The following is a 14,394-nucleotide window of genomic DNA, read 5'->3' as shown; positions in this document are numbered from 1 at the left end:
CGTTCAGGACACCCCCTCCCCTTCCTGGCCTTCCCTGGTCGGCGTTTCCACGACGATGGACGGGCTTCCCCAGCCGGGATGGGCACGTCCCTCGAAGCGGTCCAGCGCCTCCACGGCCAGGTGCCTGCCGAGACTGATCAACGCCTCGGCGCGGTGGAACTCATAGGCACCACAGACCGTCTTGGGTACCTCGATGAGCACATCCGGCGGATAGCCCGCTACCTTGTACTTGGCCAGGGCCGCCTGAGTGATGTCGAAGGAGGCCAGCACCATGTCCAGGCGTCCCCACTCGCGACGGCCGCGCTCCAGGGCCTCGTCCACCTCGCTCCTGCCGCCATTGGTACTGGTAGTGGCGTTGGTATTGCCGAAGCCATCGAACAGCCGACGGGTAGCCCCGCGGACCCCGTCGATCCAGCTGGCAAAGTCGACGCCACCGGCTTCCCGAGACTTCTCGCGCGCCTGCTCCTCGGCGACCTCCTCGGGGGGCAGCAACTCCTCCAGGGTCACCGGGCGCGGGCTATGCGCCGTGGCATTGACTGCCAGCACACAGTCCGCCTGGGCCGACACCGTGGGGATGATCGGCAGCGGGTTGAGCAGCCCGCCATCCACCAGCACCTGGTCGCCGCGATGCACCGGCGTGATCACCCCGGGCACGGCGATCGAGGCGCGGATCGCCTCGAGCAGCGAGCCGCTCTGGAACCACACCTCGCGCTGACGGGTCAGGTCGGTGGCCACGGTGGTCACGGGGATCTCCAGGTCCTCGATGCGGGTATCGCCGATCAGGCTCTCGAGCTTGCCCATCACCTTGTTGGCCCGCATGGCCCCCATGGGGCTCCAGGTGACATCGACCAGCCTGAGCACATCGAAGTAGTCCAGCCGGCAGACCCAGTCGCGGTAGGCGGCCAGCTCCCCTGCCGCGTAGACGCCGCCCACCAGGGCGCCCATGGAGCAGCCGGAGATCGCCACCACCCGATAGCCTCGCGCCTCGAGCTCCTCGATGACCCCGATGTGGGCATAGCCACGGGCGCCCCCGCTGCCGAGCACCAGTGCCACGCTCTTGCGCCCTGTGTTGTCGGCTTCCCGCTGCTGGCTCATGATGCGCCCCCCTTCTCGGCTCCCAGGATCAGCTCTCGTGCCACTCGACGATGGCCTCCACCACCCCTGCTGCGGCCGACGGCTCCAGGTGCAGGTGATGCCCTCCCGGCAGCACGCGGCGCGTCAGCCTCGCCACCGCCGCCCGGGCCTGGCGTGCCCGCGCCCGCTCTCCCAGGATGCCGGTTTCCCCCTCCACCAGCAGCACCGGGCAACGGATCGCTGCCAGCATGGCCCCCACCTGCTCGGGAGAGAGCCGCACCAGGGACGGGCGCAGCAGGCGGGCATCGGTGCGCAACTGCACGTGACCACCGGGCAACGATTCGAGGTTGCGTGACACCAGCGGGCGCGCCGTCTCCGCATCGATGGGCGTCGCCCCGCCGGCCACCCGTGCCGCCACGGCGGTCTCATTATCAGGATAGCGCGGCCCCGTCGAGAGGGGGCGCCGATCGGCGAGCAGGCCCTTGCGCAGCTGGCCAGGTGCCTCGCCGGCCTCGGTGGTCAGCGCCCCCAGGCCGTCGAGCAGCACCAGCGTCTCGACGCGCTCCGGCAGGGCGGCGGCCGTCAGGCAGGCCACCCCGGCCCCCATGGAGTGGGCCAGCAAGGGCACCCGCGCGAGGCCCAGGTGGTCACAGGCATCGAGGAGGTCGTGGCAGTAGTCCCACAGTGCATAGTCGCCACGACGGTGGTAGGACAGGCCATGGCCGGCAAAGTCGATGGCCACCACCCGGATGCCGAGGTCTGCGACCAACCGGGGGGCGAGGCGTGAAAAGCTGGCGGCATTGTCCAGCCAGCCGTGCAGCGCCAGCCAGGTGGGGGCCTGATCATCGCCCCAGGCCAGCGCCGCCAGGCGGCCGCCTGCCAGTCTCAGGGAGCGGGGCTCGCTCATGCCGGCGACTCCAGCAGGTCGTCGAGCAGGGCCAGCAGGGCCGAGCGGGTCTGGTCGGGGAACTCCATGGGGAACATGTGTCCGCCCGGGACCTGGGCCACGCTCACGCCCCGCCGTGCCAGACGGCGACGTCGACGCGGAGTGAGCAGGTCGGACTCGGCACCGGCCAGCACCCCCAGGGGCACCCTGACCCGGCCGGGGAGATCACCCAGGTGGTCCGGCAGGTGGCGGAAGACCTGCACCTCGATGTCGGGGTCGTAGAGCAGCACCACGCGACCGTCGTCCAGCTCCCGTGTACCGCCGTCCACGTAGTCGTGCAGGGCGGCCTCGGTGAAGCGCCGGAAGAATCCCCGCCGGCGCAGGTAGTGGAACATCGCCTGGCGGTCGGGCCAGCTGTCGCGACGGCCCAGGCTCCTGCCCGCGGGGGTCACCCGGTCGGCCAGGCCCAGGCGCTTGGCCGCCTTCATGACCCAGGCCTCCAGGCCCAGCATCAGCGGCGGGTCGAGCATCACCACGCAGCGGAACCTCTCGGGCGCGCGCTCGGCGGCCATGGCCATCAGCACGCCGCCCATGGAGTGGCCCACGCCGACCACCGGGCCCGGGAGGCGGGCCAGGTGCTCGAGCAGCTCGTCGCGCAGGGCCAGCCAGTTATGCCCGACGGGGAAGTCGGGATGATGGCCCAGCCGATCCAGCGGGTGCACGTCGAACCGCTCGGCCAGCGGCGCCAGGAAGCTGCGGTAGCTCTGCCCCGGGAAGCCGTTGGCGTGGGCAAAGACGAGGGGAATGCGCGAGGCGTGGTCGGATCTGCTCATGGACTCTTCCTGCTGGCGGGCGCCCGGCCGGCACCCTTCTGGCGATAGCAGGCTAACGGGATTACCATGATCCGCCAAGTCGCCCGGCGGCGACAGGCCAATCGACAGGAGCCCCTCGTGGAAGACCCCCGCAAGCCCATCCGTGATACCCGCACCCGCAATCGCGTGTTCCTGGTGACCGTGGTGGCCGCCATCGTCGTCGGCTTCTGGCTGACGCGCTAGGCCAGGCCCCATGGAGCTCTCCACCCTCTTCCTGCAGACCCTGGAGATCACCCTGCCGGTGTTCGCCATGGTCTTCATCGGCATTGGCCTGAAGCGCGCCGGCTGGATCGACCGCGCCTTCGTCTCCACCGCCTCGATGCTGGTCTTCAAGGCCACCCTGCCGACGCTGATCTTCCTCAGCATCATCCGTGCCGACCTGACGGCCACCCTGAACCCGGCGCTGCTCGGCTTCTTCGCCCTGGCAACCCTGGGCAGCTTCCTGTTCAGCTGGGGCTGGGCGCTTGTGCGCGTGCCCCGAGAGGAGCGCGGCGTCTATGTCCAGGGCGCCTTTCGCGGCAACTGCGGCATCGTCGGCCTGGCGCTCGCCGCCGGCATGTACGGCGACTACGGGCTGTCCGCCGGTGGCCTGCTGCTGGGGGTGGTGATCATCACCTACAACGCCTTCTCGGTGATCGCCCTGGCCAGCTACCAGGAGGGACGGCACACCGACTGGCGCAGCATCCTCGGGCATATCGCCACCAACCCGTTGATCCTCGCGGTGGTCGCCGCCGTTCCCGTGGCCGCCGTGGGGTTGCCCCTGCCCGGCTGGCTGATGACCTCCGGCGACTACTTCGCTTCCCTGACCCTGCCGCTGGCCCTGATCTGCATCGGCGCCACCCTCTCGCTTGGGGAGATCCGCGACTCGGGCCGGCTGGCGGTCAGCGCCAGCCTGATGAAGATGGTCACCGTCCCGGCACTGGCCACCGGCGCCGCCTGGGGGGCCGGCTTCGAGGGACGCGAGCTCGGGGTGATGTTCCTGTTCTTCGCCAGCCCCACCGCCGCCGCGGCCTTCGTGATGGCCAAGGCGATGGGCGGCAATGCCGCACTCACCGCCAACATCATCGCCCTGACCACGCTGATGGCCAGCCTGACCATCACCCTGGGTGCCTTCGGGCTCAGGGCCGTCGGCCTGATCTAGTCCAGGTCGGCGGGTGCCGTGAAACGCGCCAGCCTGGCGCAACCCGCCGCCCACACCTCGGCTTCCAGCTCGGCCACGGCGGCCGTGGGGAAGCCGGGGCCGCGATCGACCCGCCCTTCCACCAGCAGGCCGGTGAGGGCCGCGACCAGCGGCATATGGCTGACCAGCATCATGGGCCGCCCCTCCGGCTGCTCCAGTAGCCATTCGACCACCGCCTCGGGGGGATCGTCGGGGGTGATGATCGGCAGGGTCTCGACCACGAGCCCCAGAGGCTCGGCGATCCGCTCCGCCGTCTGTCGGGCCCGCACATAGGGACTGACCAGCAGGCGAAGCCGCGTGAGGTCCGGCTCCTCGCGGGCCGCGAGCCAGCACGCCATGCGGGCCGTCTCCCGGTCGCCCTGCCCAGTGAGCTCGCGTGCCGCATCCGGCCGGCCGTGGCCGGCCTCGCCGTGGCGCATGATCAGCAGCCGCTCAGCCAAGGCGTCCGCCCCTGTCGCGACGATCCTGCTGCACGTCCTTGCGGGGCAGCACGAACTCCACATCGCTGCTCTGCTCGCCGAGCATCAGCAGCCGCGCCATGTCGCGGGCCGGCACCCCCTTGAACAGCACCTGATAGAGGCCCTCGGCCAGCGGCATGTAGACGCCGTCCTCGTGGGCCTTGTCGCGCACCAGGCGCACGGTGTTGACCCCTTCGGCGACCTGGCCCAGGGCCTGTACCGCCTCGTCCAGGGTCTTGCCCTCGCCCAGGGCCTGGCCCACCCGATAGTTGCGCGACAGCGCCGAGGAGCAGGTGACGATCAGGTCGCCGACTCCGGCCAGTCCCAGGAAGGTCATGGGGTTGGCTCCCTGGTCGACCGCGAAGCGGCTCATCTCGGCAAGCGCCCGGGTCATCAGCATGCTGCGGGTGTTCTCGCCCATGCCCAGCGCCGCCGCCATGCCGGCGGCGATCGCGTAGATGTTCTTGAGCGCTCCGCCAAGCTCCACGCCGAAGCGGTCGTTGCTGGCATAGACCCGGAAGTAGTCGCAGCCCAGCGCGGTCTGCACGCGGGTACGCGTCTGCGGGTCGTCGCTGGCGATCACCGTGGCGGTGAGCTGCTTGTCGGCGATCTCCGAGGCCAGGTTCGGCCCGGAGATCACGCCGATATGCGCAAAGCCGGTCTCCTCTTCGAGGATCTGGCTCATCAGCTTGAAGCCCTCCTCCTGGATGCCCTTGGTGGTGCTGACCAGGATCTGGTCTTCGTGCAGGAAGGGCCGTGCCTGGCGTACCACCTCGCGGAAGGCCTTGGAGGGAATGGCCACCAGCACCAGTTCGGCGCCCTCGAGCACCTCGGCCATCTCGGTGGAGGCCACCACCGCGGCATTGATGGCGTAGTCGGGCAGGTAGCGGCCGTTGCGGTGCTCGCGAGTGATCTGCGCCGCCAGCTCGGGGTCGCGCAGCCATTGGCGCACCTCGGCACCGTTATCGGCGGCGATGCTGGCCAGGGCGGTGCCGAAGCTGCCGCCGCCGAGCACCGCCACGCGCATGGGTTGGTCTGACATGGTCGCCCCGGGAAGTTGGATGGATGAAGGGCAGTGTAACGAAAAACGCCCCGCGAAGGGGCGTGTCGGGAGGTCGAGGCCCGGGCCGGCGATTCGGCCCGGGCGCGCAAGGGTCAGTCGATCAGGTGCAGCAGCGAGTCGATGCTCGACCTGGCATCGCCGTAGAACATCCGCGTGTTCTCCTTGAAGAACAGCGGGTTCTCGATGCCGGAGTAGCCGGTACCCTGGCCGCGCTTGCAGACGAAGACCTGCTTGGATTCCCAGACCTTGAGCACCGGCATGCCGGCGATCGGGCTGTTGGGATCCTCCTGGGCGGCCGGATTGACGATGTCGTTCGAGCCGATGACGATCACCACGTCGGTGGTGGGGAAGTCGTCGTTGATCTCGTCCATCTCCAGCACGATGTCGTAGGGCACCTTGGCCTCGGCGAGCAGCACGTTCATGTGCCCCGGCAGGCGACCGGCCACAGGGTGGATGCCGAAGCGCACGTTCTTGCCGGCGCTGCGCAGCTTGCGGGTCAGCTCGCTGACCGCATTCTGGGCCTGGGCCACCGCCATGCCGTAGCCCGGCACGATGATCACGCTGTCGGCATCGTTGAGGGCGCTGGCCACGCCGCCGGCGTCGATGGCCACCTGCTCGCCTTCGATCTCCGCCGCCGGCCCCTGAGTGCCGCCGAAGCCGCCGAGGATGACGTTGATGAAGTTGCGGTTCATCGCCTTGCACATGATGTACGACAGGATGGCACCGGAGGAGCCCACCAGGGCGCCGGTGACGATCAGCAGGTCGTTGGAGAGCGTGAAGCCGATGGCGGCCGCGGCCCAGCCGGAGTAGCTGTTGAGCATCGACACCACCACCGGCATGTCGGCGCCGCCGATGCCCATGATCAGGTGGTAGCCGATGAAGAAGGCCAGCGCCGCCAGCACCAGCAGGGTCCAGAAGCCGGCACCGTTGAGATAGAGGATGGCCAGCAGCAGCGACAGGGCCGCCGCACCGGCGTTGAGCATGTGCCCGCCGGGCAACTGCTTCGGCTTGCCGTCGACCTTGCCGGCCAGCTTGCCGAAGGCGATCACCGAGCCGGTGAAGGTCACCGCGCCGATGAAGATGCCCAGCACCACCTCGACCTGCAGGAACAGCAACTCGTCCGGGGCCTTGGTGGCCACCAGGGCGGCGAAGGCCGAGAACTCCTCCATCGAGGCATCCACGGCCCGCGCCGCCATTACCCGGCGCCGCTCCAGGTCCGCGCTCCAGGCCACGAAGACCGCGGCCAGGCCGACGAAGCTGTGCAGTGCCGCGACCAGCTGCGGCATCTCGGTCATGTCGACCTTGCCGGCCACGTAGACGCCGACACCCGCCCCGATGATCATCATCGGGATCATCCACCAATAGCCGCCGATCCCCGGCCCGAAGGCGGTGAAGAACACCGCCACGGCCATGCCGACGATGCCGTACCAGACGGCACGCTTGGCCTTCTCCTGGTTACTCAGCCCACCCAGCGAGAGGATGAACAATACACTTGCCGCGATCGCCGCGGCAGATACGAATCCTTGACCCAACATGTCGTGTCTCCGCCGCTCAGGATTTCTGGAACATGGCCAGCATCCGGCGTGTCACCAGGAAGCCACCCACGATATTGATGGACGCGATCAGCACCGAGATCGCCGCGAGCACGCCGACAACGACGCTGCCGGAGCCGATCTGCAGGATCGCCCCGAGGATGATGATGCCGGAGATCGCGTTGGTCACCGCCATCAGCGGCGTATGCAGCGAATGGCTGACGCCCCAGATCACCTGGAAGCCGACGAAGCAGGCCAGCACGAAGACGATGAAATGCTGCATGAAGGAGGCCGGGGCCACCTGGCCGAGCAGCAGCATCAGCGCGCCGCCCACGGCGAGCAGGGTCACCTGGCGCTTGGTCTGCGCCTTGAAGGCGGCAAGCTCGGTGGCCTTCTTCTCCTCCGGCGTCGGCTCCTTCTCCTTGGGCTTGGGCTTGGCCGCGGCGATGGCCTTGACCTTGGGCGGCGGCGGCGGGAAGGTGACCTCGCCCTGGTGGGTCACAGTGGCGCCGCGGATCACGTCGTCTTCCATGTCATGCACGACCTTCCCGTCCTTCTCGGGCGTGAGGTCGGTGAGCATGTGACGGATGTTGGTGGAATAGAGCAGCGAGGACTGGGTGGCCATGCGCGAGGGGAAGTCGGTGTAGCCGACGACCGTCACGCCATTGTCGGTCACCACCTTCTCGTCCGGCCGGGTCAGGTCGCAGTTGCCGCCCTTCTCGGCCGCCAGGTCGACGATCACCGAGCCGGGCTTCATGGCCTCGACCATGTCCTCCAGCCACAGCTTGGGCGCCGGCTTGCCGGGGATCAGCGCCGTAGTGATGACGATGTCGACGTCCGGGGCCTGCTCGCGGAAGCACTCGAGCTGCTTCTCGCGGAACTCGGGGCTGGAGGGCGCGGCATAGCCGCCGCTCTCCGAGCCGTCCTGGCTCTCGTCGAAGTCGAGGAACAGGAACTCGGCGCCCATGGACTCGATCTGCTCGGCCACCTCGGGACGCACGTCGAAGGCGCGTACCACGGCCCCCAGGCTGGTGGCGGTGCCGATGGCGGAGAGGCCCGCCACGCCGGCGCCGATCACCAGCACCTTGGCCGGCGGCACCTTGCCCGCCGCGGTCACCTGGCCGGTGAAGAAGCGCCCGAAGTTGTTGCCCGCCTCGATCACCGCCCGGTAGCCGGCGATGTTGGCCATCGACGAGAGCGCATCCATCTTCTGCGCCCGCGAGATGCGCGGCACCATGTCCATGGCGACGACGGTGGCCCCCTGGGCCTTGCACAGCTCGAGCAGGGCCTCGTTCTGGGCCGGCCAGAAGAAGGCAATCAGCGTCTGGCCTTCACGCAACCGACGGGCCTCCTCCTCGGAGGGTTCGCGGACCTTGATGACCACCTCGGCCTCGGTCCAGAGCGCCTCTGTCCCGTCGACGACGGTGACCCCGGCCTCGCGGTAGGCGTCATCGTTGAAGCCGGCGGCCACCCCGGCCCCGCCCTCGATCAGGCACTCATGCCCCAGTTTCTGGATCTGCTTCGCGCTCTCGGGGGTCAGCGCAACACGCGCTTCCCCCCGGGCAGTCTCCTTCGGTGCGCCTATCTTCACGTTCCATCTCCTTGCTTCAGGCCGCCCTGGGCGGCCCCACAATGACTGAACCGGTGCCGATGCCCGGTGCCGAGAACCAGAACGCTATAGAGCACCACAACGCAGCCATCGGATCAAGGTGGCCTAGGGCGCCACTCGCCAAAACTCGGGCCCCGCTGCGCCCTCGGCAACGAAAAACCCCGCCGGCAGGGAGGGCCGACGGGGTAGTGGTCACTTACCGCAAGAAAGCGGTAGCGCCGGGGTATCAGGCGCTCAACAGGGCATTGAGACGCTTGACGTAGGTGGCCGGATCATCGAGATGACCGCCCTCGGCGATGATCGCCTGGTCGAGCAGGATGCGCGCCAGGTTCTCGAAGCCCTCGCCCTCGGTGCTCTCGAGGCGCGCCACCAGGGCGTGCTCGGGGTTGAGTTCGAGGATCGGCTTGACCTCGGGCAGCGACTGGCCGGCCGCCTCCATGATGCGTCGCATCTGGAAGCCCATCTCGTGCTCGGGCAGCACCACGCAGGCCGGCGAGTCGGTGAGGCGGTGGGTCACCTTGACCTCCTGGACCTCGTCCCCCAGTGCCGCCTTGACGCGCTTGACCAGGTCTTCCTTGGCCTTGGCGGTCTCCTCCTGGGCCTTCTTCTCCTCCTCGTCCTCGACGTCGCCGAGATCGAGCTCGCCCTTGGCCACGTCGACGAAGCGCTTGCCCTCGAACTCGTCGAGATGGCTCATCAGCCACTCGTCGATGCGGTCGTGCAGCAGCAGTACCTCGATGCCCTTCTTGCGGAAGATCTCAAGGTGCGGGCTCGACTTGGCTGCATTGAAGCCGTCGGCGACGATGTAGTAGATCTTCTCCTGCCCTTCCTTCATGCGCGAGACATAGTCGGCCAGCGACTGGTCCTGGGTAGCGCTGTCGGTGTGGGTGGTGGAGAAGCGCAGCAGGCCGGCGATCTTCTCGCGGTTGGCGAAGTCCTCCGCCGGGCCCTCCTTGAGCACGCTGCCGAAGGTGTTCCAGAAGGTCTGGTAGGCCTCCTTGTCCTTGGCCAGCTTCTTGAGCATGTCCAGGGCGCGCTTGGTCAGGGCGGACTTGATCTTCTCGACCTTGGGATCCTGCTGCAGCAGCTCGCGGGAGACGTTGAGCGACAGGTCGCGGGTATCCAGCACGCCCTTGATGAAGCGCAGGTAGAGCGGCAGGAACTGCTCGGCGTCGTCCATGATGAAGACGCGCTGAACGTAGAGCTTCACGCCCCGGGCCCCGTCGCGCTCGTAGAGGTCGAAGGGCGCGCGGCCCGGCACGTAGAGCAGGCTTGTGTACTCCAGCTTGCCCTCGACCTTGTTGTGGCTCCAGGTCAGCGGATCGCTGAAGTCGTGCGCCACGTGCTTGTAGAAGGCCTTGTATTCATCGTCGGAGATCTCGCTCTTGGGCCGTACCCAGAGGGCGGTGGCCTCGTTGACGGTCTCCCAGGTGGTGGTCTCGCTGCCCTCGATGTCGTTGCCGTCCTCGTCCTTGGCGGTCTCGACCCTGGGCATGCGCACCGGCACCTCGATATGGTCGGAGTACTTGCGCACCAGGCTCTTCAGGCGGAAGTCGTCGGCGAACTCGCGGGCATCCTCCTTGAGGTGCAGCACGATCTCGGTGCCGTGGACCTCGCGCTCGATGTCGGCGACGGTGAACTCACCCTCGCCCTTCGAGTGCCATTCGACGCCTGCGGCCTTGTCGCTGCCCGCCTTGCGGGTGCGCACGGTGATGTCATCGGCGACGATGAAGCCGGAATAGAAGCCCACGCCGAACTGGCCGATCAGCCGGGCATCCTTCTGCTGCTCGCCGGAGAGCTGCTTGAGGAACTCGGCGGTGCCGGAGCGCGCGATGGTACCGAGGTTCTCGATGACCTCGTCACGATTCATGCCGATGCCGTTGTCGCGCACGGTCACGGTGCCCGCCTCGGCGTCGTGGTCGATCTCGATGCGCAGCTCGCTGTCGCCCTCGTAGAGCGCATCGTTGTCCAGCGCCGCGTAGCGCAGCTTGTCGCAGGCATCGGCACCATTGGAAATCAGCTCGCGCAGGAAGATCTCCCGGTTGGAGTACAGGGAGTGGATCATCAGGTGCAGCAGCTGCTTGACCTCGGTCTGGAAGCCGAGGGTTTCCTCATGCGTGGCTGTGGTCATGTGTGTGGGACCCCTCTTTCGACATGCCATGGTGGCAGGAACCACCGGTTCGGAACTGTCGTCGATATGGGGCCCGGTAGCGGTTTTTCAAGCGCCTGGCTTGGCGGGATCACCGAGCACGAAGTGCAGCCTCGCGGTGGCCACCGGCACCGCCTCGCTCTCCTGCCAGGCACAGACATGCACATTGCCCATGCGCCGCCCCTCGCGCAGCAGGCTGCAGCGGGCCAGGGTCGGGGCCACCCGCGCCGTACGCAGATAGTCGATGGAGATGTCGACGATGCGCGGCAGGCGTGGCGCGCGGGTGGCGAGCATCAGGTCCAGGGTCGCCGCGGTCTCCATGAAGGCGGCCACCACGCCGCCATGCAGCGCCGGCAGCAGGACGTTGCCGACATTGCCCTCGCGAGGATCGAGGCGGAACAGCAGGCCCTCGCCCTGCGGGTCCGAAACCGCCGAGACCCCGATGCGCCGGGCATAGGGAATCATGGCCAGCCAGGCCTCGACATCGCCCTCGGCGCGGGTCCTCGCCAGCCACTCGACATTGTCGAAGCCATCACGCATGGTCGTTCTCCTCCGCAAAGAGCGCCTCGGCGAAGCCCTGGGGCGTATTGCGCGGCCCCAGCCGGACGAAATTGCCGATACCCCGCGCCAGCGGCCGGCCTGTCTCCTGCCACAGGGTGCCCTCGGTGAAGACCACCGACTCGGTGACCCGGACCACGCGCGCCTCGGCGAAAATCGCCCGCCCGGCCACTGCCGGCCGGAAATGGTCGACCCGCAGGTCCAGGGTCGGACAGACCTCCGGCGCCGGCAGGGCAGGCAACACCGCCGACCCGCAGACCGTGTCCAGCAGCATGGCCAGCACCCCGCCGTGCACCAGGCCCCGGGCGCTGTCGCCGAGCAGGTCGTCGCACCAGGGCAGGCGCATGGTGGTCCCCTCGGGCATCACCTCGAGCACCTCGAGGCCCAGTTCGCGGGTGTGCGGGATCACCGTGACGAAACGCGTCAGGGCGCGACGCCAGTCGGCGTCGCTCGGGGTCTGGCCGTGGGTCATCCGGGCCTCGCAGGCGGTAGCAGGGAAACGAAGATTTCAAACGATCGTATCAAGGCGGCGGTTCCACGTCGCCTCGACCTTCGCCGGAGGACGGATCACTCCCCTCCCGGCGCTCCCGCCAGGCACGATAGCCCGCCAGGCGCCGGTCGACCCGTGTCAGCAGCCAGCCGACGATCACCACATCGTCCACCAGCCCCAGCAGCACGAGCATGTCGGGTATCAGGTCAAGCGGCGAGACCAGGTACGCCAGGGCCACCAGCATCCACAGGAAGGCGCCCCAGGGCACCGGGCGATAGCGTCGCAGCAGCACATCGCGGGTCATGGGCAGGAACAGCCGCAGGGCGCGGCCCATCTGGCCCAGCACGTGGGCGCGGCGCCGCAGCCGCGCCACCAGGAAACCGCCACCGAATCTGGCCATCTCGAACTCCTTGCCGACCTGCGGGAATACCGCTACACGATAAGGTATCCCCACCATGACGGACAGTCGCTGCCTGTCGGGCAGCGGCGACACTACTCAAGTGCCCTGCCATCGGCCACCATGGCAGCTTGACGACCGCGAACCGCAAGAGGTCACGATATGTCCCTGTCATTCGGCCGCTGCAAGGCCTTGATCGCCGCTACCCTGTGCTGCCTGCCCCTGGCCAGCCAGGCCGATGACCGCGCCATGCGCGAGGCCCTGGAGGCCGCCCGCAACGCCCAGTGGGAAAAGATCGACCGGGACGCCATCGAGGATCATGTCCTCTCCGGCTATGTCGACTACCACCGCCTGCGCCAGCGCCTCCCGGAGGTGGATCCCGACCGGGTGCTGGCCTTCATCGAGCGCCACGAGGACTCCCCGCTCAGCGACTGGATGCGCGGCCAGGCGATCGCCAAGTACGGCCACGCCGGGCGCCCGGCCAGCCTGCTGGCGGTCGCCGACGGCGTGCCCGAGGGCACCGCCCGCCAGTGCTACTACTACACCGCCCTGCTCGATCGCGCGCCGGAAGACGCCGCCCGGGCCGGACGCGACCTCTGGCTCGTCGGCCGCTCCCAGCCGGATGCCTGCGACACCCTCTTCGACACCCTGCGGGCCCGGGGCGAGATCGGCCAGGCTCATGTCTGGGAACGCATGATGCTCGCCTGGCAGGCCGGCGAGACCGGCCTCATGAACTACCTGGGTCGGCAGCTGGATGCCGACTGGCAGTCCGCCAGGGCCAGCCTCGACCGGCTGCGCAAGGACTATGCGGCCGTGACGGAGGTACCGGCCTGCACGGGGCCCGGCTGCCGGGGCAGCGGGCCGCTGTTTGCCGCGGCCATGCACGGCTTCACCCGCGCCGACACCGAGGCGGCCCTGGAGGCCTGGCGCAAGGTATCCCCTCACCTCTCGCTGGAGGCCCGCCACCGCGACGCCATCGAGCGTGACCTGGCCTTCTACGCGATGGTGCGCGACGTCGACCAGCACGGCGCCTGGCGCGACGAGGTCGTGGCACGGCTCGGCGATGCCGAGCTGCTGGAGCTTCGCGTGCGTTCGGCCCTGGCCGAGCGTGACTGGCCGGGGGTCGTCGACTGGGTGCATCGCATGCCCGACGAGACCCGCCGGGAAGCCCGCTGGCAGTATTGGCTGGGCCGCGCCCTGGAACAGCAGGGCGACCCCGCCACCGCGGAGAGCGCCTATGCCGCGGCCGCCGGCGAACGCAACTTCTTCGGCTTCGCCGCTGCCGACCGGCTGGGTCGCCCCTACGCCCTGAACCTGGAGCGCAACGCCCTCGACGCGGCCACCCGCCGGGAAGTCGCCGAGTGGCCGGCGGTGAAGCGCACCGAGGCGCTGCGCCGGATCGACGAACCTGGCCTGGCCAACAGCGAATGGTACCGGGCCGTGGCCCGCGGCACCCCGGAGGAGGCACGGGCCCTGGCCGACTACGCCGCCGAGAAGGGCTGGCTCGCCGAGCTGGTGCAGACCACCATCGTCGGCCAGATGTGGGACGCCCTGGCCTGGCGCTTCCCCGAGGCCTATCGCGATGACTTCCTGCACTGGGGCGGCGAGGCCGGGGTCGACCCCTATCTGCTGATGGGCATCGCCCGGCGGGAGAGCGCCTACAACCCCGAGGCCCTCTCCCCCGCCGGCGCACGGGGCCTGATGCAGCTGATGCCTGCCACCGCGGCCCAGCTCGGCCGGCGCCTGGGGATCGGCGACCCCGGCCCCTATGGCGTCCTCGAGCCCGAGGTGAACATCCGACTTGGCAGCACCTACCTCGGCGAGCTGATCGACCGCTACAGCGGCAACCGGCTGGCCGCCGCGGCCGCCTACAATGCCGGCCCCGGCCGGGTCGATCGCTGGCTGCGCGATGCGCCGGAAGCGTTCGACCTCTTCGTCGAGAGCATTCCCTTCCGTGAGACACGCAGCTATGTGCAGGCCGTGCTCGCCTACCGGGTGATCTTCGAGAGCCTCTCCAGGGGCGGCGAGAGCGAGGGCGTCACGATGCTGAGCCCGACGGAGAAAACGGTGCGCTACGATCGCTCGCTGCTGGCCAGGAACTGAGCCGACGGCGTACAGGCCGCCCG

Annotated in this window: 13 protein-coding genes; 2 read left to right on the top strand and 11 right to left on the bottom strand. The window is 68.9% G+C overall.

Going from position 1 to position 14,394, the window contains the following annotated elements; all coding sequences use genetic code 11:
• Positions 1 to 3 precede the first annotated feature (3 nt).
• The 3 genes from QLQ86_RS12780 to QLQ86_RS12770 are packed head-to-tail and all read right to left on the bottom strand — an operon-like array spanning position 4 to position 2,793.
• A complete protein-coding gene (locus QLQ86_RS12780) occupies positions 4 to 1,095 on the bottom strand; it encodes a patatin-like phospholipase family protein (RefSeq protein WP_282734739.1) in 1,092 nt (363 codons plus the stop codon).
• Positions 1,096 to 1,123: 28 nt separating this feature from the next.
• Positions 1,124 to 1,981, bottom strand: coding sequence for an alpha/beta fold hydrolase (locus QLQ86_RS12775; protein WP_282817196.1), 858 nt, complete (start codon positions 1,979 to 1,981; stop codon positions 1,124 to 1,126).
• Positions 1,978 to 2,793, bottom strand: coding sequence for an alpha/beta fold hydrolase (locus tag QLQ86_RS12770; RefSeq protein WP_282817195.1), 816 nt, complete (start codon positions 2,791 to 2,793; stop codon positions 1,978 to 1,980). The genes QLQ86_RS12775 and QLQ86_RS12770 overlap by 4 nt, the downstream gene beginning before the upstream one ends.
• Before the next feature lie 232 nt (positions 2,794 to 3,025).
• Here QLQ86_RS12770 and QLQ86_RS12765 point away from each other — a divergent pair, with 232 nt between their 5' ends.
• Positions 3,026 to 3,973, top strand: a complete 948-nt coding sequence (locus QLQ86_RS12765; protein ID WP_282734742.1) for an AEC family transporter — start codon at positions 3,026 to 3,028, stop codon at positions 3,971 to 3,973.
• On the opposite strand, the gene sixA is transcribed toward QLQ86_RS12765, so the two are convergent.
• The 8 genes from sixA to QLQ86_RS12725 all read right to left on the bottom strand — a co-directional run bounded on the left by sixA (position 3,970) and on the right by QLQ86_RS12725 (position 12,271).
• Entirely contained in the window at positions 3,970 to 4,452 is a 483-nt protein-coding gene (gene sixA / locus QLQ86_RS12760) for a phosphohistidine phosphatase SixA (protein ID WP_282734743.1), read from the bottom strand. The two genes, QLQ86_RS12765 and sixA, sit on opposite strands and share 4 nt — an antisense overlap.
• Positions 4,445 to 5,512, bottom strand: coding sequence for an NAD(P)H-dependent glycerol-3-phosphate dehydrogenase (locus QLQ86_RS12755; protein ID WP_282734744.1), 1,068 nt, complete (start codon positions 5,510 to 5,512; stop codon positions 4,445 to 4,447). The genes sixA and QLQ86_RS12755 overlap by 8 nt, the downstream gene beginning before the upstream one ends.
• 113 nt (positions 5,513 to 5,625) lie before the next feature.
• Positions 5,626 to 7,068 (bottom strand): NAD(P)(+) transhydrogenase (Re/Si-specific) subunit beta, encoded by a 1,443-nt coding sequence (locus tag QLQ86_RS12750; protein WP_282734745.1) that lies wholly within the window; start codon positions 7,066 to 7,068, stop codon positions 5,626 to 5,628.
• Between the two features lie 16 nt (positions 7,069 to 7,084).
• On the bottom strand, positions 7,085 to 8,656 hold the full coding sequence (locus QLQ86_RS12745) for a Re/Si-specific NAD(P)(+) transhydrogenase subunit alpha (RefSeq protein WP_282817194.1): 1,572 nt from the start codon (positions 8,654 to 8,656) through the stop codon (positions 7,085 to 7,087).
• 244 nt (positions 8,657 to 8,900) lie between these two features.
• Complete coding sequence (gene htpG, locus QLQ86_RS12740) at positions 8,901 to 10,805, bottom strand: molecular chaperone HtpG (RefSeq protein ID WP_282817193.1); 1,905 nt, start codon at positions 10,803 to 10,805, stop codon at positions 8,901 to 8,903.
• Between the two features lie 87 nt (positions 10,806 to 10,892).
• On the bottom strand, positions 10,893 to 11,363 hold the full coding sequence (locus tag QLQ86_RS12735; RefSeq protein ID WP_282817192.1) for a PaaI family thioesterase: 471 nt from the start codon (positions 11,361 to 11,363) through the stop codon (positions 10,893 to 10,895).
• Positions 11,356 to 11,853: a PaaI family thioesterase gene (locus QLQ86_RS12730; protein ID WP_282817191.1), complete on the bottom strand. Its 498-nt coding sequence runs from the start codon at positions 11,851 to 11,853 to the stop codon at positions 11,356 to 11,358. The genes QLQ86_RS12735 and QLQ86_RS12730 overlap by 8 nt, the downstream gene beginning before the upstream one ends.
• 49 nt (positions 11,854 to 11,902) lie before the next feature.
• Entirely contained in the window at positions 11,903 to 12,271 is a 369-nt protein-coding gene (locus tag QLQ86_RS12725) for a YkvA family protein (RefSeq protein WP_282817190.1), read from the bottom strand.
• 159 nt (positions 12,272 to 12,430) lie between these two features.
• Between QLQ86_RS12725 and QLQ86_RS12720 the strand changes: the two genes are divergently transcribed.
• Positions 12,431 to 14,371: a transglycosylase SLT domain-containing protein gene (locus tag QLQ86_RS12720; protein WP_282817189.1), complete on the top strand. Its 1,941-nt coding sequence runs from the start codon at positions 12,431 to 12,433 to the stop codon at positions 14,369 to 14,371.
• The last annotated feature ends 23 nt before the right edge of the window (positions 14,372 to 14,394 follow it).

It is taken from the genome of Halomonas rhizosphaerae (assembly GCF_030012485.1).
GTDB lineage: Bacteria > Pseudomonadota > Gammaproteobacteria > Pseudomonadales > Halomonadaceae > Halomonas > Halomonas rhizosphaerae.
The sequence above is the reverse complement of the archived record's forward strand: the minus strand, read 5'-3'. Positions and strand labels throughout refer to the sequence as shown.

Excerpts from the sequence above, each read along its gene's own strand:
- QLQ86_RS12780 (WP_282734739.1), bottom strand. The coding sequence starts at position 1,095 with ATGAGCCAGCAGCGGGAAGCCGACAACACAGGGCGCAAGAGCGTGGCA.
- QLQ86_RS12775 (WP_282817196.1), bottom strand. The coding sequence starts at position 1,981 with ATGAGCGAGCCCCGCTCCCTGAGACTGGCAGGCGGCCGCCTGGCGGCG.
- QLQ86_RS12770 (WP_282817195.1), bottom strand. The coding sequence starts at position 2,793 with ATGAGCAGATCCGACCACGCCTCGCGCATTCCCCTCGTCTTTGCCCAC.
- QLQ86_RS12765 (WP_282734742.1), top strand. The coding sequence starts at position 3,026 with ATGGAGCTCTCCACCCTCTTCCTGCAGACCCTGGAGATCACCCTGCCG.
- QLQ86_RS12755 (WP_282734744.1), bottom strand. The coding sequence starts at position 5,512 with ATGTCAGACCAACCCATGCGCGTGGCGGTGCTCGGCGGCGGCAGCTTC.
- QLQ86_RS12750 (WP_282734745.1), bottom strand. The coding sequence starts at position 7,068 with ATGTTGGGTCAAGGATTCGTATCTGCCGCGGCGATCGCGGCAAGTGTA.
- htpG (WP_282817193.1), bottom strand. The coding sequence starts at position 10,805 with ATGACCACAGCCACGCATGAGGAAACCCTCGGCTTCCAGACCGAGGTC.
- QLQ86_RS12735 (WP_282817192.1), bottom strand. The coding sequence starts at position 11,363 with ATGCGTGATGGCTTCGACAATGTCGAGTGGCTGGCGAGGACCCGCGCC.
- QLQ86_RS12730 (WP_282817191.1), bottom strand. The coding sequence starts at position 11,853 with ATGACCCACGGCCAGACCCCGAGCGACGCCGACTGGCGTCGCGCCCTG.
- QLQ86_RS12725 (WP_282817190.1), bottom strand. The coding sequence starts at position 12,271 with ATGGCCAGATTCGGTGGCGGTTTCCTGGTGGCGCGGCTGCGGCGCCGC.
- QLQ86_RS12720 (WP_282817189.1), top strand. The coding sequence starts at position 12,431 with ATGTCCCTGTCATTCGGCCGCTGCAAGGCCTTGATCGCCGCTACCCTG.